This is a genomic window from Streptomyces sp. NPDC047108, assembly GCF_040643575.1.
Lineage (GTDB): Bacteria > Actinomycetota > Actinomycetes > Streptomycetales > Streptomycetaceae > Streptomyces.
In genome coordinates, this window is the sequence record NZ_JBEYUP010000003.1 from 20,415 (window position 1) to 39,476 (window position 19,062).

The following is a 19,062-nucleotide window of genomic DNA, read 5'->3' on the forward strand; positions in this document are numbered from 1 at the left end:
CGCACCACGCCTGTCAGGCGCGTTGGCAGGTTCCGCTCGGCTGCGTGGGCGGGCCGCCCAGTTCCACGGCTGAGCAGCGCCAGCGTTCGTCCCGCCCGCGCTCCAGCCGGAAGGCCACGGCACGCAGCCGGTCGCCGGACCGGACGCGGGCGAAGGCCTCGATGACCCCCGGTGCCGGCCGGTACTCGCCGCAGCCGGTCACCACGGGTGTCGCCGAGCGCCCGCCCGGACCGGTTGTCGGGCGCAGGGGCATGAGCGGCGCGAGCTGTACGAGCTGGTCGTACGCGGCGCCGAGTGTGTGCCCCAGCATCCAGTGGACCGGCTTCGCGCCGCTCAGTACGAGCAGCAGCCGGTGGGCGAACCAGTAGCGCGGCTGCCGGTCCCGCTCGCGCCTGCGCAGCGCGGCCGCCGCCCCGCCGGACGGCGGCCCGCCGCCCGGGCCCGGGCGGCCCGGTGGTCGTACCGCATCGCCCCGCCTCGGCGGTGCGACTCCGGCACCCGTGACCGGCCCGCGGCCCGGTCCCGCGAGGGGCCCGCGGCCCGGGCCCTGCCGACCGGCGGCGCGGCGGCTCTCGGTACGGCTCTCGGTACGGCGGTCGGTCGCGCGGCCCGGCGGCCGCCTCCTGGTGTGGTCCATGATCATGCCCCCGCGGTCTCGGCCGGTTCCAGGTTCGGTACCGGGCAGTAACTTCGCTGCGCAGACTTCTACGGGGGCGGGCCATCGGCGTGCAACGACCGCACCCCTCGCCGGGAGCCCTTCGACAGGTTCACCTATCCGGGTGACGGTCCGGGCGGAAAGCCCCTCGGACCGGGCCCGTAGGCCGAAATGGCGCCGGAGGAGCGGGCGTTGGCGGACGTCCGGAGCGGCGCCGGCGTGGGCCCGCTTCACCCCGAAGGGGGACCCGGGCCCCGTATGCTGCAGCCATGCGCGTCTACGTCCCCACGACACTTCCCGGTCTCGCAGCGATCTCCAAGGCGGGCGAGCTGGGGCCCGGCCCGTTGGACGCCTTCGCCGTCACCCCGGCCCTGCGCGAGTGGTACGTCTCCGACAACATCGAGGAGCTGGAGTACGCGGCGCTGACCCGCGCCGCCCAGGCCTCGCTGCGCATGCTCGCGGGAGACCCGCAGTCCCCGCGCCGCAGGGTCGTCGTCGCCGTGGACGTGCCCGACGGGACCGCGCCGGCCGACCCGGACCGCGGGCTGGACGCCTCCTCGCTGGGTGCCGTGCGCATAGCGCGTCCGGTGCCGTTCTCCCGGATCGCGGCCGTGCATGTGGACGCAGGCGACGCCGAGGCGGATGTGGCGGCCGCCGCGGCCGCGCTGGGCGCCGCGGACGTCGGCGACGACGACGCGCAGTTCACCGTCGACGGCGCGGACGACCACGAACTGCTCTGGTACGCGACGCAGGAGATCCCGAACCTCGTCGGCGGAGACGCCTGAGAGCCGCCCTGTCGTACCCACTGGGTACGGTCTCTCCATGGGGACGCACGCTGCTCGCGGGACGCACATCGTCTGGGACTGGAACGGGACGCTGTTCCACGACATCCACGCGGTGATCGAGGCGACCAATGCCTCGTTCGCCGAGATCGGCCTGGCGCCGATCACGCTCGACCGCTACCGCGAGCTGTACTGCGTTCCCGTGCCCCGGTTCTACGAGCGCCTGCTGGGGCGGCTGCCCACGGAGGAGGAGTGGGAGGCCATGGACGAGACCTTCCACCGCCACTACTGGATGCGGGCCGAGACCGCCGCGCTGACCGACGGCGCCAGACAGCTGCTCGCCGACCGGCAGGACGCCGGGCTCACCCAGTCCCTGTGCTCACTGGCCCCGCACGACCGCCTGCTCCCGATCGTGCGGACCCACGGCATCGAGCAGCACTTCATCCGGGTCGACGGGCGGATCGGGCCCTCCGACACCGGAAAGGCCGCGCACATGGCCCGCCATCTGACCGCCCTCGACGGAGCCGCCGTCCCGGACCGCGTCGTGGTCATCGGTGACGCGGTGGACGACGCGGTCGCGGCGGCCCACGTCGGGGCACGGGCCGTGCTCTACACGGGCGGCTCGCACAGCCGCGCCAGCCTGGAGACGGCCGGGGTGCCGGTGGTCGACAGCCTGGCCGAGGCCGTCGAGGCGGCCGAGGACCTCTACGGCGGCGGAGCCTGACCCGTACGGCGACGCAACGGCCCGTACGCCACCCGCACCCGTACCCAACCCGCACCGGCCCCCGGCACCCGTACGCAAACCCGCTCCCGCTCCGTCCGCTCGCCCTCGCCTACGCGCCCCGCGTACCGGCCCCATGCACCCGAGCGCCCGCACCGCCCCCTGCGCCCCGTGCGGCACTCCCGTGGTTCCCGGGAGGCCGGGCCGTCCCGACCCGTCAGGCCAGCGGGGCCTTGTCCCGCAGCACCGTGAGGAATTCGCGCATCCACGCCGGGTGGTCCGGCCAGGCCCGGGACGAGACCAGCGACCCGTCGACCACGACCTCCGCGTCCCGGTACGAGGCGCCCGCCGCCTGCATGTCCAGTTCCAGCGCCGGATACGCCGTCACCCGCCGCCCGCTGAGCCCGTCGATCGCCGCCGTCATCAGCGGGCCGTGGCAGATCTGCGCGACCGGCTTGTCGGAGTCGAAGAACGACTTGAGGACCTTCCGCAGCTCGGGGTCGTTGCGCAGATACTCCGGAGCCCGCCCGCCGGGGATCACCAGGGCCACGTACTGCCCCGGGTCGACATCCGCGATGGCCAGGTCGGCGGGCCAGGTGTAGCCGGCCTTCTCGGTGTACGTGTCGAAGCCGTCCACGAAGTCGTGGACCACGAACTGCAGCTTCTTCCGGCTGGGGGCGGCGATGTGCACCTCGTAGCCCTCTTCGCGCAGCCGCTGGTAAGGGTAGAGCACCTCCAGCGACTCCGCGGCGTCCCCGGTCACCATCAAGATCTTGGGCGCCATCGCTCCCACCTCCGCAGTGTCCGATTTGTACCCCCAAGGCCAACCAACACCGCGTATCCCGGTTTGCCAAGAGCCGCCGCGTCGCTGTCCAGAACGTCAAACTTCCAGGCCAGGTTTTGTACGCGGATGGCCCATGACGACCCCGGGGGAGGGGGCGATAGCCTTGTCCCGTGATCAGCGCGATACGTCGCGGGGGCGCCGAGGCCCCTGCCCTGCGCCCGGAGAGCCGTACGGCCCCGGACGTCGCTGGTCCCTCGCTCCGGGAGCTGACGGCCAACACGCCCGTGGACGCCCCGGCCATCTCTCATCGAGGCATAACGTCGACTACGACCGGAGATCCCGCGTCACGGCCCACTGCCGCCTTCATCACCACCATCACCACCGACGTCACGCAACGGCGCGCGACAGGAGCTAGAGGACATGCAGACCAAGCTGGACGAAGCCAAGACCGAGCTGCTCGCACGGGCGGCCCGGGTAGCTGAGAACAGCCCTGCCGGGGGGCAACATCCGGTGCAGGGCCTCGAACCGGAGGCTCTCGCGACGTTCCTCCAGCGCTACTACCTGCACACGGCACCCGAGGACCTCGCCGACCGGGACCCGGACGACATCCTGGGAGCCGCGCTCTCGCACTTCCGTCTCGCCGAGACCCGTCCCCAGGGCACGGCGAACGTGCGCGTCCACACCCCGACCGTCGAGGAGAACGGCTGGACCTGCAGCCACTCGGTCGTCGAGGTCGTGACCGACGACATGCCCTTCCTGGTCGACTCGGTCACCAATGAGCTGTCCCGGCAGGGCCGCGGCATCCACGTCGTGGTGCACCCGCAGATCGTCGTCCGCCGTGATGTCACCGGCAAGCTGATCGAGGTGCTGGCCGGGACGTCGGCCCGCGGCGGCGACCTGCCGCACGACGCGCTGGTGGAGTCCTGGATCCACGTCGAGACCGACCGCGAGACCGACCGCGCCGACCTCAAGCAGATCAACGCCGGTCTGCTCCGTGTCCTCTCCGACGTCCGCGAGGCCGTCGAGGACTGGGAGAAGATGCGCGACGCCGCGCTCCGCCTGGCAGACACCCTGCCGACCGAGACCCGCCCGGACGACCTGCCGGGCGAGGAGGTCGAGGAGGCCCGCGAGCTGCTGCGCTGGCTGAGCGACGACCACTTCACCTTCCTCGGCTACCGCGAGTATCAGCTCACGACCGAGGCGACCAACGGCGACGAGGAGGACGTGCTCACCGCCGTCCCCGGGACCGGTCTCGGAATACTGCGCTCGGACCCCTCCCACGCCGAGGCCGACGGCCACCCCGTGTCGCCGTCCTTCAACCGGCTGCCCGCCGACGCCCGCGCCAAGGCGCGTGAGCACAAGCAGCTCGTCCTGACCAAGGCCAACAGCCGTGCCACCGTGCACCGCCCCTCCTACCTCGACTACGTCGGCGTCAAGAAGTTCGACGAGCAGGGCAACGTGGTGGGCGAGCGCCGCTTCCTCGGCCTCTTCTCCTCGGCCGCGTACACCGAGTCCGTGCGCCGCGTCCCGGTCATCCGCCGCAAGGTCGGCGAGGTGCTGGCGCAGGCGGGCTTCTCGCCGGACAGCCACGACGGCCGCGACCTGCTGCAGATCCTGGAGACCTACCCGCGCGACGAGCTGTTCCAGACGCCCGTCGACAAGCTGCGCGAGACCGTCACCAGCGTGCTGTACCTCCAGGAGCGCCGCAGGCTGCGGCTCTACCTGCGCCAGGAGGAGTACGGCCGCTACTACTCGGCGCTGGTCTACCTGCCGCGGGACCGCTTCAACACCACCGTCCGGCAGCGCCTCACCACCATCCTCATGGAGGAACTGGGCGGCATCAGCGCCGACTTCACGCTCATGAGCACCGAGTCGGTGCTGACCCGGCTGCACTTCGTCGTCCGTGTCGAGCCCGGCACCGTGTTGCCCGACCTGACCGAGGCCGACGCCGAGCGCGTCGAGACCCGGCTGGCCGAGGCCGCCCGCTCATGGGAGGACGGCTTCTCCGAGGCGCTGAACGCCGAGGTCGGCGAGGAGCGGGCCGCGGAGCTGATGCGGCGCTACGCACAGGCATTCGAGGAGGGCTACAAGGCGGACTACTCGCCGCGTGCCGCCGTCTCCGACCTCCAGCACCTGGAGCTCCTCACCCCCGAGGGCGGCGAGCGTGACTTCGAGCTGAGCCTGTACGAGCCGGTGGGCGCGGCCCCCGGCGAGCGCCGCTTCAAGATCTACCGTTCCGGCGGCCAGGTCTCCCTCTCGGCCGTGCTGCCGGTCCTCACCCGGCTCGGTGTCGAAGTCGTCGACGAGCGGCCTTACGAGCTGCGGTGCAACGACCGTTCCAGCGCCTGGATCTACGACTTCGGTCTGCGCATGCCCGCGCCGACGCAGAACGGCGGCGACCTGCTCGCCGACGACGCCCGCGAGCGCTTCCAGGACGCCTTCGCCGCCGTCTGGACCGGCCAGGCCGAGAACGACAACTTCAACGTGCTGGTGCTGCGCGCCGGGCTGACCTGGCGGCAGGCCTCCGTGCTGCGCGCCTACGCCAAGTACCTGCGCCAGGCGGGCTCCACCTTCAGCCAGGACTACATGGAGGACACCCTCCGCGACAACGTCCACACCACCCGGCTGCTGGTGAACCTCTTCGAGGCCCGGATGTCCCCGGCGCGCCAGGGCGCGGGCGTCGAGCTGACCGACGCGCTGCTGGAGGAGGTGGACGCGGCGCTGGACCAGGTGGCCAGCCTGGACGAGGACCGCATCCTGCGCTCCTTCCTCACCGTCATCACCGCCACCCTGCGCACCAACTACTTCCAGCGCGACGCGGACGGCCGTCCGCACGGCTACCTCTCGATGAAGCTGGACCCGCAGGCCATCCCCGACCTCCCGGCGCCCCGCCCGGCGTACGAGATCTGGGTGTACTCGCCCCGCGTCGAGGGCGTCCACCTGCGCTTCGGCAAGGTCGCGCGCGGCGGTCTGCGCTGGTCCGACCGGCGTGAGGACTTCCGTACGGAGATCCTCGGCCTGGTCAAGGCGCAGATGGTCAAGAACACCGTGATCGTGCCGGTCGGCGCGAAGGGCGGGTTCGTCGGCAAGCGGCTGCCGGACCCGAGCGTGGACCGCGACGCGTGGCTGGCCGAGGGCATCGCCTGCTACAAGACGTTCATCTCGGGTCTGCTCGACATCACCGACAATCTGGTCGGCGGCGAGGTCGTGCACCCGGGGGACGTCGTCCGGCACGACGAGGACGACACCTACCTCGTCGTCGCCGCGGACAAGGGCACCGCGACCTTCTCCGACATCGCCAACGAGGTCGCCACGGCGTACGGGTTCTGGCTCGGGGACGCCTTCGCCTCCGGCGGCTCGGCGGGCTACGACCACAAGGGCATGGGCATCACCGCCCGCGGCGCGTGGGAGTCGGTCAAGCGCCACTTCCGCGAACTGGGCCACGACAGCCAGACCCAGGACTTCACGGCGGTCGGCGTCGGCGACATGTCCGGTGACGTGTTCGGCAACGGCATGCTGCTCTCCGAGCACATCCGTCTGGTGGCCGCCTTCGACCACCGCCACATCTTCATCGACCCGAATCCGGAGGCGGCCGTCTCGTACGCCGAGCGCCGCCGGCTCTTCGAGCTGCCGCGCAGCTCCTGGGAGGACTACGACACCTCGCTCCTCTCGCAGGGCGGCGGCATCTTCCCGCGCTCGGCCAAGGCGATCCAGATCAACGCGCAGATGCGGACGGCCCTCGGGCTGGAGGCCAAGGTCACCAAGATGACCCCGGCCGACCTGATGAAGGCCATCCTCCAGGCGCCGGTCGACCTGCTGTGGAACGGCGGCATCGGTACGTACGTCAAGGCGTCGACCGAGACGCACGCCGAGGTCGGGGACAAGGCCAACGACGCGATCCGCGTGGACGGCCAGGACCTGCGGGCCAAGGTCGTCGGCGAGGGCGGCAACCTGGGCCTGACCCAGCTCGGCCGGATCGAGTTCGCCTCCCACGGCGGCAAGATCAATACCGATGCGATCGACAACAGCGCCGGTGTCGACACCTCCGACCACGAGGTGAACATCAAGATTCTCCTCAACAAGGTCGTCGAGGACGGCGACATGACCGTCAAGCAGCGCAACAAGCTGCTCGCTGAGATGACGGACGAGGTCGGCGCGCTCGTCCTGCGCAACAACTACGCGCAGAACGTGGCCCTGGCCAACGCCGTCGCCCAGGCGCCCAGCCTGCTCCACGCCCACCAGCGCTACATCCGCCGCCTGGAGCGCGACGGCCGCCTCGACCGTGACCTGGAGTTCCTGCCCTCCGACCGGCAGATCCGCGAACGGCTCAGTGCCGGGCGCGGGCTGTCCCAGCCCGAACTGGCCGTCCTCCTGGCCTACTTGAAGATCACGGTCGCCGAGGAGCTGATCGAGACCGATCTGCCGGACGACCCGTACCTCCAGCGGCTGTTGCACGCGTACTTCCCGAGCGCGCTCAACGAGCAGTTCATGGAGCACATCGACAACCACGCGCTGCGCCGGGAGATCGTGACCACGGTCCTCGTCAACGACACGGTCAACAGCGCCGGTACGACCTTCCTGCACCGCATGCGCGAAGAGACCGGGGCCTCCACCGAGGAGGTCGTGCGTGCCCAGACCGCGGCTCGAGCGATCTTCAAGCTGGGCGACGTCTGGGACGAGGTCGAGTCCCTCGACACCAAGGCCGCCGCCGACGTCCAGACCCGGATCCGGCTGCACTCCCGGCGTCTGGTCGAGCGCGCCACGCGCTGGCTGCTGGGCAACCGGCCGCAGCCGCTGGGGCTCGCCGAGAACATCGAGTTCTTCGGAGAGCGGGTCGCCGAGGTCTGGGCCCAGCTGCCGAAACTGCTCAAGGGCGGCGACCTGGAGTGGTACCAGAACATCTACGACGAGCTGACCGAGGCGGGCGTCCCGGCGGAGCTGGCCCAGCGCGTCGCGGGCTTCTCCTCCGCCTTCCCGACGCTCGACGTGGTCGCGATCGCGGACCGTACGGGCAAGACCCCGCTGGAGGTCGCCGAGGTCTACTTCGACCTCGCCGACCGGCTGAAGATCAGCCGCCTCATGGACCGCATCATCGAACTGCCGCGCACCGACCGGTGGCAGTCGATGGCGCGCGCCGCGATCCGCGAGGACCTGTTCGCCGCGCACGCGGCGCTCACCTCCGACATCCTCGCCTCGGCGAACGGCGGGGCGACGCCGGAGGAGCGGTACCGCACCTGGGAGCAGAAGAACGCGGCGATCCTGTCGCGGGCGAAGACGACGCTCGACGAGATCCAGGGGTCGGACTCCTTCGACCTGGCGAACCTGTCGGTGGCGATGCGGACGATGCGGCAGCTTCTGCGGACGCATCAGTAAGCGGCCTACCGGTACCGATTCAGATTCCGGTACCGGACCGGAGCCCGGCGGCGCGTGGCGGCCGCCGGGCTCCGGCGTGTACGGGCACTGTCCTGGCGGAGCGCCCCGTCAGTCCTTCTCGTACGGGGACCGGACCGGGAAGTACGCCGTCAGGAAGGCGCGGAGCACGCGGTCCTGTTCCTCCGGGGGGACCTCCGCCTCCGCCGAGTCACCGATGCAGAAGACCGCGTGGCTGCGGGCGGCCAGCAGGCGGCCCAGCAGCGCGTGGTGGTCGTAGCGGCCCGCGTTCACGAAGGAGCAGGAGAGCGTCGAGGGGACCGAACGCCCCGTGAGATAGCCGTAGTGATGGTGGAGCGAGGACGTCACCGACAGGTCGGTGTGCGACCGGAACCGGCTGCCCGCGGTGCGGGCGACCTCGTCCGGGAAGCGGTCGGCGATCTCCGTAAGGACGCTGCGTCGCAGCGGGTGCGGCGCGTGCAGGAAGCCGTGCGTGGCGACGCGGCCGAAGGTCTCCCTCAGCAGCTCGCGGTTGTTCTTGCCCGCCGCGATGTAGCCCTCGTCGTCCGGGGTGACGGCGGTCGGCGGGACCGCCGTGGGGGAGCGGAAGAAGCGCGCGGCGCCGTTGCTCTGGAAGAACGTGTCGGGGCGCAGCGGCTGCCCGAGGAACACGTCGTCGTTCAGGTACAGGAAGTGCTCGGCCAGGCCGTCGATCCGGTGCAACTGGCTCTCGATGGCATGGGAGTTGAAGGTCGGCAGTGCGCCGGGGTCGGCGAAGATCTCCCGGTGGTCCACCACGCGCAGCCCCGGCGCCGAGGTGTCCAGCCAGTCCGGCACCTGGTCGTCGGTGACGAGGTGGACGTTCCGGATCCAGGGCGCGTACATGGCCAGGGAGCGCAGGGAGTGGCGGAGTTCGTCGCGGTTGCGGAAGCGGACGTCGCCGCTGTCGGCGTCCCGGCCGCCGCCCGCGCGCTCCGTCCACGCCGCCCGCTTCGCGCGCCAGCGCGGGTCGCCGTCGTCCACCCAGGTGTAGACGGCGTCGACGGGGAAGTCGACGTCCCACATGAGGAGTTCGGTGAACGCCGAGGACGCCGGGTGCTCGCGCTCGCCGACGCGGAGCGTGGCGTCCGGGCGCAGTGAGGGCAGGCGCGCTCCGCGCAGGGTGGTGCCGCGCGGGGCGCGGCGCCAGCCCGCCGCCCAGGGGTCACCGTGTTCGCCCTCGTCCTCCGTCCAGAATTCGACCGTGCAGCCGTACGCGGGTCCGTAGCGCAGCGTCCTGCTCTCGGACGTCACCGGCTTGAAGACGCGCAGCCCCGCCACCTCGCCCGCTCCGCCGAGCCGTTCGGCGAGCAGGGCGCCGGGGGCCGCGCCGCGCGGGCCGATCAGCTCCGCGTACACGGGAAGGCCCTGGAGGGCGGATGCCAGGGCGCCGCACGCCCGCTCCCGGTGTTCGGCGGGGACGGCGACCCGGTGGCCGGTCCGGGTGTCGCGCAGCAGGAGGTACGGGACCGCGCCCTCCTCCAGGGCCCGTGTGGTGATCTCCAGGTTGAGGTCGGCCATGTCCCGGGCGGTGAGGTCGTCGCGCACCTCGGCGAGGCGCCCGGCGGAGCGCACCAGACGTCCCGTGCGGTCCTGGGCCTGGATCAGCACCTCGCGCGCCTTCTGCTCGTCGGCGGAGGCGGCCAGGGTGGTGGCGGGCGCGGCGACGGCGAAGCTGCGGGTGCCGCCGGCGGCGATGCGCAGGCCGGTGCGGTCCGCGCGGGCGGCGAGCCGCTCGGGGGCGTCGCGGCGGGCGGTCAGGCGCCCGAACAACTCCTCCCACAGGGCGGTGACGCGCTCGGCGGAGAACCGCTCCCGCACGCCGTCGCGGGCGGCCCGGCCGTAGGCGCACCGCGTGGCGTCGTCGCCCATCAGCTTGTCCATGGCCACGGCGAGGGAGTCGATGTCGCCGGGCGGTACGAGCAGGCCGTCGGTCCCGTGCCGGACGATCTCGGCGGGACCGGTCACGATGTCGTAGGCCACCACGGGCACGCCCGCCGCGAAGACTTCGAGGAGTACGAGCGGGAACGCCTCGTTGCGTGACGGCAGCAGGCACAGGCTCGCCGTGGCCCACTCCTGTTCCATCTCCGCGGAGCGGCCGAGCAGTTCGACCCGGTCGTGCAGGCCGTACCCCTCGACGAGGCGGCGGAGCGCGACCTCCTGCGGGCCGTCGCCGAAGATCCGCATCCGCCAGCCGGGGTGGTCGTCCGCGACGCGGGCGAACGCGGTGACGGCGTGGTCGAGTTGCTTCTCGGGCGTCATCCGGGCGGCGAGCACGATGGTCCGGCTGCCGAGGTCGGAGCGCGGACGGAAGCCGTCGGGCACGGCGTTGGGGATGACGGCCAGCTCGGGCGCGGACGGGCCGAGGGAGTCGGCGAACCAGTCGTGGGTGCGCTCGGTCAGCGAGACCAGCGCGTCGACGCGCGGCGCGTACACCAGCAGCGGCTCGCCGCTCGCGCCGCGCAACTGGGACGCTCGGTGCTCCTGGTGGACGGTCACCGTACGGGCGGGGGCCAGCTCGGCGGCGGCGGCCAGAAGTGCGGGGGTGGTGGTGACCAGGACGTCGGAGTCCAACGCGCCCAGGGCCGCGGTGAGTTCGATGTCCGAGAGCCGGTCGAAGGTGGACTCCCAGGACGGCCGGATCAGCTCGCTCGGGAGGGAGGCGAGGGTGCGGCAGGCGTCCTCGCCGAGCGCGGTGGGGCGCACCGGACGCTCGTAGGGCCCGGTCCGGTCGACCAGATAGCGGCGCGGTACGGACCGGGCGGCCGCGAAGAACGGCTCGGGCCGGGTCCGGAAGACGCTCAGCACCTCGACGTCGTGGCGCGGCGCGAGGTGGGCGGCCTGGGTGTAGGCGGCCAGCTCGGTGCCGCCCATCTCGTCGCCCCAGGTGAGCAGATACGTGATCTTCATGAGTCCTCGCCGGGTCAGGTCGGGGCGTCCGTGGGGGCCGGGGCGGTGTGCGCGTCTCCGGCCGATGTCCGCGGGGCGTTCGGGCTCTGCGGGTCGTTCGGGCTCTGCGGGGCGGTCGCGCGCTGCAGGTCGATCGAGGTCTGCGGGTCGATCGCGGCGCAGGTCACCGCGAGCGCCCCGGCCGCCGTGACGTGGGCGTGCACCCGCAGCAGGGCGCCGTCCTCCAGGGCGATCACGCGGTACGGGGTGCGGAAGACCCGGCGGGGGTGCCGTACGTCGGTCAGGCGGCGGGCCACCCTGAGCCGGGCACGGCCGGAGCGGAGCTGCACGTCCCAGGTGCGCTGGACGCGTTCGCCCCCGGCCATGGCGGCCAGCGGCAGGTCGAAGGCGAAGCCGTCGCCGTCCCACCGCAGGTCGGCCGGGAGGGCCCGGCCGGTCGCGCCGGCGCCGCGCCGTACGGCCTCTGCGGTGTACGCGGCCCGCACCAGGTGCGGCTCGCCGCCGCCGACGAGCCTGCCGCGGACCGTCACCCCGTCCCAGCGCAGGTCGAGCGCGGTCAGTTCGGCCTGGCGGCGCGGGGGCGTCACCTTGAGCATGGCGTGGCCGTCGACCGACCGTACGGGCCGGAACAGCGTGCCGCACTCCGGGCTCGGCGACCCCGGCAGGGTGGGCCCGTCGGCGGGGAGCGGTGCGGGCGCGGCGAGGGAGGCGCGCAGTTCGCGGCCGGTGCCGTCGGTCACCACGACCGCGATCCGCCACACCCCGGCGCTCAGGACCAGGCCCGGTGCACGCGGTGCAGGGGTAGGAGCCCCGGTCGTACGGGGAGCAGCCGTAAGGGGATCGGGTCTGCCGGGCCCGGGCGTGCGGGACCCCGCGCCGTACGGCGAGAGCAGGGCCGTCGTCGCGGCGAGCAGCACGCCGCCGTCCCCCTGCGCCGGGGCGGGCTCCTGCTCCAGCGGCACGGTCTCCTGGTGCCCGCCGCGCCGCAGTTCGAGCCGTGCGGCGGCGATGCCGGAGGCAGGGCGGGGGAAGGGGACGGCGGCGTTGAGGGTGCGTCCGCCGAGCACGGAGAGGTGGACGGGGACGAGCAGTGGCCGGCGCAGGCCGTGGCCGCCGAGCGCCGGGACCGTGTTCATGCGCTCCACGCGGCGGCGCACCCGTACGGCCGTGGTCCGTGCCGTCCGCGCAGCGCCGACGGCACGGGTCAGCAGGGTGCCGCTCATCGGGGGCACGTGTCCGGGCATGGCCAAAGCCACCTTTTTCCTGTCATGAGGTGATTCAGGTCACCGAGGCGATGCACAACAGATGTCGCGATTCCTCCGTCTGTCCGTTAGACGGCCGCCTCGGCGGCGGGGTTGCACGACAGATCGCAACGAGACGCAACGAGACGCAACGAGACGCCATGAGCCGGGCTTATCGCGAACTGATGCCTCAATGCGCACAACTCGGCCCCGGGGTGGTGAGTCCAACGAGATGCCGGTGGCTGACGGATCGGTTCGCGTCGATCGCGGTGGCACCGGTGGCGGTTCAGCTATGGAGGGGGAGTCGGATGCAGGGGCAGAGCATCGCCGGGCCCCGTCCGGGCGCGGCGGATCCGCGGACCGGGCGCGCCGCGACCGGACTGCCGGTCAATCCGGAGGCGTCGGCGCTGGTGTCGGCGTACCGCAGGGCCGTGCCGGTGGGGGTCCGCCGGGCCATCGCCGGGCGTTCCTCGCCCGAGCTGCGGCGCATCGTCAAACAGCGCATCGGCGCCCTCACATCGGGCCGCCCGGTGCACCGGCTGCGCGCCGCCCATCTGGCGGGCCGCCACCAGGAACTGCTGGTGGCCGCCGGGCGCACGGTCGCCCTGGTGGCGGGGCAGCCCCGGATCGCCCTCGTCGAGCGGGACCTGTCGCCCGTGCGCGCCCGTACGGGCAATCTGACCGCCGTCACCGGAGCCCTGGAGGAGGCGGGGGTCCCGTACTTCTGCGTACGGGGCCGGGCCCGCGGTGCGGCCGTCGTGGCCGTGGCGCGGGACGACCGCGACCGCGCACTGGCGGCGCTCGCCCGGCTGTGCCGCACGCTGCCCGGGTACGTGAGTGCGCTCGCGCACGGCCGCCGCGACCCCGTGCACGCCGTCCCGGGCTACGTCCCGGGCGTCTGGCGCCGGTTCGCGGGGGCGGAGGCGCTGCGCCTGACCTGGTTCCGTACGGATCCGCGGCAGCGGCAGGTGCTCGGCACGCGGTACGGCTGCGACGTGGAGTTCTGGGTCCGGGAGGACGACCGGCTGACCGCGCCGCGACGGAACGCGGTCACGGAGTCGGTGCCGGTGGACGGCGCCGCGGTGCGGGTCCCCGCTGTGCTGTTCACCACCCCGTACGGGCCCGGTGGCGCGCCCGCCGTCCCGGCGCCGGACACCGAACGACCCTGCACCGAACAGCCCGGCACCGAACAGCCCGGCACCGAAAGCACCGCCGCCCCCGTCTCCGGCACCGCACGGTCCTCCACCCCCGAACCGTGCGGTGCCGGTCCCCGTGCAGCCGTGCTGCCCGCCGCCGTGTCGCCGGCCGCGGGCCCGCTGACCGTGCGCACCCGTGAGGAGTTCACGCATCCCCTGCCCGGCGACATCGCCTTCCCCATCGACGCCGTCTACACCTGGGTCGACGGCTCCGACCCCGCCTGGCTGAGCCGCCGCGCCCGGTTCACCGACCGCGCCTACCACGACGAGGCCGCCAACGCCGCCCGCTACGCCAACCGCGACGAACTCCGCTACTCCCTGCGCGCGCTGGAGACGTACGCCCCCTGGGTGCGTCACATCTATCTCGTCACCGACGACCAGACCCCCGCCTGGCTCGACATCGCGCACCCGCGCATCACGGTCGTCGCCCACCGCGAGATCTTCCGCGACCCCCGGGTGCTGCCGACGTTCAACTCGCACGCCATCGAGAGCCAGCTCCACCACATCGAGGGCCTGTCCGAGCACTTCCTCTACTTCAACGACGACGTCTTCCTCGGTCAGGAGGCCGTGCCGGAGGACTTCTTCCTGGCCAACGGGCTGACGAAGTTCTTCCCCTCGCCCGCGCTCGTACCGTTCGGCCCGCCGTCCGAGGCGGACGTGCCCGTCTCGGTCGCCGGCAAGAACAACCGGGCGCTGATCGAGGCCCGCTTCGGCACCACGCCCGTGCAGAAGATGAAGCACGTGCCGCACGCGCTGCGGCGCAGCGTGCTGGCGGAGATCGAGGAGGAGTTCGCCGAGCAGCACCGGGCCACGGCGGGTCACCGCTTCCGCAGCCGCGCGGACATCGCCGTCCCGTCCTCGCTGCACCACTACTACGCCTTCCACACCGGGCGGGCCCTGCCCAGCGATCTCGACTACGCCTACATCGACCTCTCCCGGCCGAACGCCGCGGCCCGGCTCGACCGGCTGCTCGCCGACCGCGACCGGGCCGCCTTCTGCCTCAACGACACCCAGTCGGACGAGGCGGACATCACGGGGCAGGTGGCGCTGCTGCACCCCTTCCTCGACGCCTACTTCCCGCTGCCCGCCCCGCACGAACTGCCGGGCTGACCGGGACCGGCCCGCCGCCCCACCCCGGCGCCGTTGCTCCGGGCGCCCCGGGGCCCCGGCCTTCCGGGGTCCCGTACGGCACCCATCGAGGCGATATGTCGACTTTGCCGCGCTATGATCGGCTTTGGTCTCGGCCGATCGGAGGGGCGGATGGGCGCCACGGACACGACAGGAAAGCCGGTCACGGACACCCCGGCTCCGGCCCCCGACGTATCGGTGATCGTGATCGCCTACAACGACGCCGCCCGGCTCCCCACCGCCGTGGGCTCCGCCCTCGCCCAGACCCTGCGCTCCACCGAGATCGTGATCGTGGACGACTGCAGCACCGACGGCACGTACGAGGTCGCGCGGGAGCTGGCCGACGCCCACCCCGGCCGGGTCCGGGCCTTCCGGCTGGAGCGGAACAGCGGCGGCTGCGGGGCGCCGCGCAACCACGGCATGCAGGAGGCCCGCGGCCGCTACCTGATGTTCCTCGACAGCGACGACGAGCTGGAGCGCAACGCCTGCCGCAACATGCTGGAGGCCGCCGAGGAGACCGGCGCGGACCTCGTCTCCGGCCTCTGCGTGCGGGTCCATGTCGACAGCCGCCACCACAAGACCGTCGAGTGGTACCCGTGGCTGTACTCCGAGACCCGCACGCTCGACTCGGTCGCCGAACTCCCCGATCTCTTCGTCTACGACACGCTCTCCACCAACAAGTGCTACCGGCGGGACTTCCTGCTGCAGCAGAACCTGCTCTTCCCCGTCGGCATCCACTACGAGGACCTGCTCTTCTCCGCGAGCGCCTATCTCGCCGCAGGCCGCATCACGCTCGTCCCCAACCACGTCTACTTCTGGAACGTCCAGGAGAAGACCGCCGCCGACGGCGCGCGGTCCATCAGCAACCGCCGCCATGAGATCGCCAACTTCGCGCAGCGCATGGAGATCCACCGGCGGATCGACGAACTGCTGGAGCGGCGGCAGCTGCCCGAGCTGAAGTTCCACAAGGACGTGAAGTTCCTCAAGCACGACCTCGTCCTCCATCTGCGCGACCTGCCCCTGCTCGACGCGGAGTACCGGCGCCGCTTCGCCGAGCTGGTCGGCGGCTATCTGGAGTCGATCGGGCCCGAGGCGTACGCCGAGGCCCAGCCCATCCAGGCCATCTGCGCCTATCTGCTGGCCCGCGAGGACTGGGACAACCTCCTGCCCGCCGCCGACACCCTCACCAACCGCGACAAGATCTCCTCGCCCCTCGCCGAACGCGACGGGCGGATCTACTGGTGCGCCGAGCACCTCGACGACCCCGAGGGCCGCCGCGTCCTCGACGTCACCGCCCTCGGCTACCACACCGCCGAGCTGCGCACCCTCTTCCTGCGCAACCGCCTCACCGACTACGCGGACGACGGCCTCGGCACCATCCGCCTCTCCGGCCGCGTCGTCAATCCGCTCGGCCGGATCCGCCCGGACGCCACCGTCCGCGGGCAGCTGGAGTTCCGGGCCCGGCGCCGCAGCCTGCAGACCTTCCGCTTCCCCCTGCTCTCGCTTCGGCACGCGGGGGACCACCTGGAGTGGACGGGCGAGGCCGACCTCGGGCGGCAGCTGCGGCCGCTGGGAGTCGTCGACGCGGTGTGGGACGTACGGCTGCTGCTCGACGTGGACGGCGAGCGGCTGCGCACCCGGCTCAGCGCGGACGGCCTCGCCCTCGAACGCGCCCGGCCCCTGCACGTACGGCCCCGCCTCACCCGGCTCGTCGCCGACCGCCTCGAACCGCGGATCTCCCGGCGCGGCCACCTCTCCTTCGTCCTGGCCGCGCGGGGACCGGCGGCCGAGCGCACGCGCCGGGCCGTCGACGCGGCCGTGCGCAGCAGGGCGGGCGGCCTCGCCAAATCCGGTTTCCGCACGGCCCGCACGGTCAGGCGCAGGCTGGACTCGGGCGACACCAAGATCCGCGCCTACCATGCGGTGCTCTGCAAACTCCCCGTCCGCAAGGGCCTGGTGGTCTTCGAGAGCCACCTCGGCAAGCAGTACAGCGACAACCCGCGCGCCATCTACGAGGAGATGCGGCGCCAGGACGTCGTCTTCGAGCCCGTCTGGTCCTACGCCGGACGCAGGCCCCAGGGCTTCCCGGACAGCGCCGTGCTCGTACGCCGCTGGAGCTGGCCCTATCTGCGGGCGCTGGCGCAGGCCGAGTTCTGGATCGACAACCAGGGCTTCCCGCTGAAGCTCACCAAGCGCCCCGGCACCACGTACATCCAGACCTGGCACGGATCGGCGCTCAAGCGGATGGGGTTCGACGAGCCGGGCAAGAAGCTGATGAGCCGCACGGAGCAGGAGGAGTACGAGCGCGTGCTCGACCGCTTCGACCACTTCCTCGTCCGCTCCGAGCACGACGTCCGCACCCTGGCGCGGGCCTTGCGGCTGCGGGAGGAGGTGCTGCTGCGTACCGGCTACCCGCGCAACGACGCGATCGTCGCCGCCCGGCGGAGGGCGGAGGAGACCGGGAATCGCGAGCGCGGTCCGCTCGCCGCCGAGCTGGGCATCCCCGACGACCGGCAGGTGCTGCTGTACGCGCCCACCTTCCGCAGTTCCGCCTCCGGACGGGTACAGCGTTTCGAACTCCCCTTTGACGTGGAGGAGTTCGCGCGGCGCTTCGGCGACCGCTTCGTGCTGCTGATCCGCTCCCACTACCTCAACCACGTGGTGCTGCCGCCCTCCGTCCGCGGCGCCGTCCTCGACGTCAGCGGCCGGCACGACGTCACCCCGCTGCTCACCCTCGCCGACGCGCTGATCACCGACTATTCCTCGGTGATGTTCGACTACGCGCTGCTGGACCGGCCGATGATCTTCTACGCGTACGACTGGGACGAATACGCGGGCGAGGCCCGCGGCACCTACTTCGACCTGCGTGAGAAGGCGCCGGGGCCGGTCGTGGAGACCGAGGACGCGCTCTTCGCCGCGGTCGCCGATCTCAAGCGCGCGGACACCGAGTACGCCGACGCCCGCCGCCGCTTCGCCGCGGAGTTCGGCGAGTACGACCGGGGCGACGCGGCCCGCACCGTCGTGCGGACCTTCTTCACCACCGGAGGGGGCGCGTGATGGGCCGTATGACGAGCCGCGACATCTTCTTCGTCTCCAACAGCGTCGACGAGCTGGGCGGCGTGACGAGCTGGTCCCACCAGATGGCCCGGCTGTTCACCGAACACGGCCACCGCGTCCACGTCGTCGGCATCACCGAGCCGGACGTCCCGCAGGACCTCGGCGGCGACCTCCCGTACCCCACGACCACGCTCTACGACGCCAAGCCGCAGAAACTGCGCCCGGTGAACGGGGTGCGCGGGCGGCTCGACCCGGTGGCGGCCTGGCACCGGCGCGCCCGCGCGGCGGGCATGCGCGACCAGGCGGCGAAGCTGAGCGCGATGTTCCGCGCGGCCCGTCCCGGCGCGGTCGTCATCGTCACCCAGGTGTGGGCCATGGAGTGGGTGGTCCTCGCCGACACCGCGGGGGCGAGCGTCATCGGCATGAGCCACGAGAGCTACGAGTACACCCGCAGGACCTCCCGCTATCCGCGGGTGCTGCGGTACTACCCGGAGGCCGACCGCATGCTCGTCCTCACCCGCGAGGACGCCGACCTGTGGATCCGCCACGGCCTGGACAACACCGGCTGGATGCCGAACCCGCTGCCCTTCATGCCCGGCGAGCCCTCGCCGCGCACCGAGAAGACCGTCGCCAGCATGGGCCGGCTGACGGACCAGAAGGGCATCGACATGCTGCTCGACGCCTGGGCCGAGACCGCACCCCGCCACCCCGGCTGGACCCTGCGGATCTACGGTGCGGGGGAGGACGAGGAGGCGCTGCGCCGGCAGTGCACGGACCTCGGCCTCGACGGGTCGGTGGCCTGGATGGGGCGGACGAACGACGTGCCGGGTGCGCTGCGCCGCAGCTCGCTGTTCGTCCAGTCATCCCGCGGGGAGGGGTTTCCGCTCGCGCTGATGGAGGCGATGGCGACGGCCGTGCCGTGTGTGGCGTTCGACTGCGCTCCCGGCGTGCGCGACATCATCCGGGACGGCGAGGACGGTCTGCTGGCGCCTCCCGGCAACACCAGTGAACTGGCCCGGCGGCTCGGGCAGTTGATGGCCGACCAGCCGCTGCGTGACCGGATGGGGGAGGCGGCGCGGGTCAACGTCCAGCGGTACGTGCCCGCGGAGATCGTCCGCCGCTGGGAGGAGTTGTTCGCCTTCCTGGAGCGCTGACGCGCCGGGCGTGCCCGGGGCTTTC

10 protein-coding genes are annotated in these 19,062 nt (G+C 72.5%); 6 read left to right on the top strand and 4 right to left on the bottom strand.

Translation table 11 applies throughout. The features are described 5' to 3' along the window. Nucleotides 1-13 precede the first annotated feature (13 nt). Nucleotides 14-643 (bottom strand): Rv3235 family protein, encoded by a 630-nt coding sequence (locus ABZ822_RS08450; RefSeq protein WP_360848938.1) that lies wholly within the window; start codon nucleotides 641-643, stop codon nucleotides 14-16. 281 nt (nucleotides 644-924) lie between these two features. Here ABZ822_RS08450 and ABZ822_RS08455 point away from each other — a divergent pair, with 281 nt between their 5' ends. Together ABZ822_RS08455 and ABZ822_RS08460 are read left to right on the top strand one after the other, a co-directional pair. Then, entirely contained in the window at nucleotides 925-1,440 is a 516-nt protein-coding gene (locus ABZ822_RS08455; protein WP_360848941.1) for a hypothetical protein, read from the top strand. Between the two features lie 37 nt (nucleotides 1,441-1,477). Continuing rightward, a complete protein-coding gene (locus ABZ822_RS08460; RefSeq protein ID WP_360848944.1) occupies nucleotides 1,478-2,161 on the top strand; it encodes an HAD family hydrolase in 684 nt (227 codons plus the stop codon). Nucleotides 2,162-2,375: 214 nt separating this feature from the next. Here ABZ822_RS08460 and ABZ822_RS08465 read toward each other — a convergent pair whose 3' ends face one another. Continuing rightward, the gene (locus ABZ822_RS08465; RefSeq protein ID WP_360848947.1) at nucleotides 2,376-2,942 is read right to left on the bottom strand and encodes a DJ-1/PfpI family protein; all 567 of its coding nucleotides are present in this window, start codon (nucleotides 2,940-2,942) and stop codon (nucleotides 2,376-2,378) included. 420 nt (nucleotides 2,943-3,362) lie between these two features. On the opposite strand from ABZ822_RS08465, the gene ABZ822_RS08470 reads away from it, so the two are divergent. Further along, nucleotides 3,363-8,315 (top strand): NAD-glutamate dehydrogenase, encoded by a 4,953-nt coding sequence (locus ABZ822_RS08470; protein WP_360848950.1) that lies wholly within the window; start codon nucleotides 3,363-3,365, stop codon nucleotides 8,313-8,315. Nucleotides 8,316-8,423: 108 nt separating this feature from the next. On the opposite strand, the gene ABZ822_RS08475 is transcribed toward ABZ822_RS08470, so the two are convergent. Further along, nucleotides 8,424-11,261, bottom strand: coding sequence for a stealth conserved region 3 domain-containing protein (locus tag ABZ822_RS08475; RefSeq protein ID WP_360848953.1), 2,838 nt, complete (start codon nucleotides 11,259-11,261; stop codon nucleotides 8,424-8,426). 14 nt (nucleotides 11,262-11,275) lie between these two features. Beyond that, nucleotides 11,276-12,505, bottom strand: coding sequence for a hypothetical protein (locus tag ABZ822_RS08480; protein ID WP_360848956.1), 1,230 nt, complete (start codon nucleotides 12,503-12,505; stop codon nucleotides 11,276-11,278). 305 nt (nucleotides 12,506-12,810) lie between these two features. On the opposite strand from ABZ822_RS08480, the gene ABZ822_RS08485 reads away from it, so the two are divergent. From ABZ822_RS08485 to ABZ822_RS08495, 3 genes are all read left to right on the top strand, one after another. Beyond that, complete coding sequence (locus ABZ822_RS08485; RefSeq protein ID WP_360848959.1) at nucleotides 12,811-14,808, top strand: stealth family protein; 1,998 nt, start codon at nucleotides 12,811-12,813, stop codon at nucleotides 14,806-14,808. Nucleotides 14,809-14,958: 150 nt separating this feature from the next. Then, nucleotides 14,959-17,883 (top strand): bifunctional glycosyltransferase family 2 protein/CDP-glycerol:glycerophosphate glycerophosphotransferase, encoded by a 2,925-nt coding sequence (locus tag ABZ822_RS08490; protein WP_360848962.1) that lies wholly within the window; start codon nucleotides 14,959-14,961, stop codon nucleotides 17,881-17,883. A gap of 8 nt (nucleotides 17,884-17,891) precedes the next feature. Then, nucleotides 17,892-19,037, top strand: a complete 1,146-nt coding sequence (locus ABZ822_RS08495) for a glycosyltransferase (RefSeq protein WP_360848965.1) — start codon at nucleotides 17,892-17,894, stop codon at nucleotides 19,035-19,037. The last annotated feature ends 25 nt before the right edge of the window (nucleotides 19,038-19,062 follow it).

Bases quoted from the DNA above. Each gene is read 5' to 3' on its own strand.
- ABZ822_RS08450 (WP_360848938.1), bottom strand. From the start codon at position 643: ATGATCATGGACCACACCAGGAGGCGGCCGCCGGGCCGCGCGACCGAC.
- ABZ822_RS08485 (WP_360848959.1), top strand. From the start codon at position 12,811: ATGCAGGGGCAGAGCATCGCCGGGCCCCGTCCGGGCGCGGCGGATCCG.
- ABZ822_RS08480 (WP_360848956.1), bottom strand. From the start codon at position 12,505: ATGCCCGGACACGTGCCCCCGATGAGCGGCACCCTGCTGACCCGTGCC.
- ABZ822_RS08460 (WP_360848944.1), top strand. From the start codon at position 1,478: ATGGGGACGCACGCTGCTCGCGGGACGCACATCGTCTGGGACTGGAAC.
- ABZ822_RS08455 (WP_360848941.1), top strand. From the start codon at position 925: ATGCGCGTCTACGTCCCCACGACACTTCCCGGTCTCGCAGCGATCTCC.
- ABZ822_RS08495 (WP_360848965.1), top strand. From the start codon at position 17,892: ATGACGAGCCGCGACATCTTCTTCGTCTCCAACAGCGTCGACGAGCTG.
- ABZ822_RS08465 (WP_360848947.1), bottom strand. From the start codon at position 2,942: ATGGCGCCCAAGATCTTGATGGTGACCGGGGACGCCGCGGAGTCGCTG.
- ABZ822_RS08490 (WP_360848962.1), top strand. From the start codon at position 14,959: ATGGGCGCCACGGACACGACAGGAAAGCCGGTCACGGACACCCCGGCT.
- ABZ822_RS08470 (WP_360848950.1), top strand. From the start codon at position 3,363: ATGCAGACCAAGCTGGACGAAGCCAAGACCGAGCTGCTCGCACGGGCG.
- ABZ822_RS08475 (WP_360848953.1), bottom strand. From the start codon at position 11,261: ATGAAGATCACGTATCTGCTCACCTGGGGCGACGAGATGGGCGGCACC.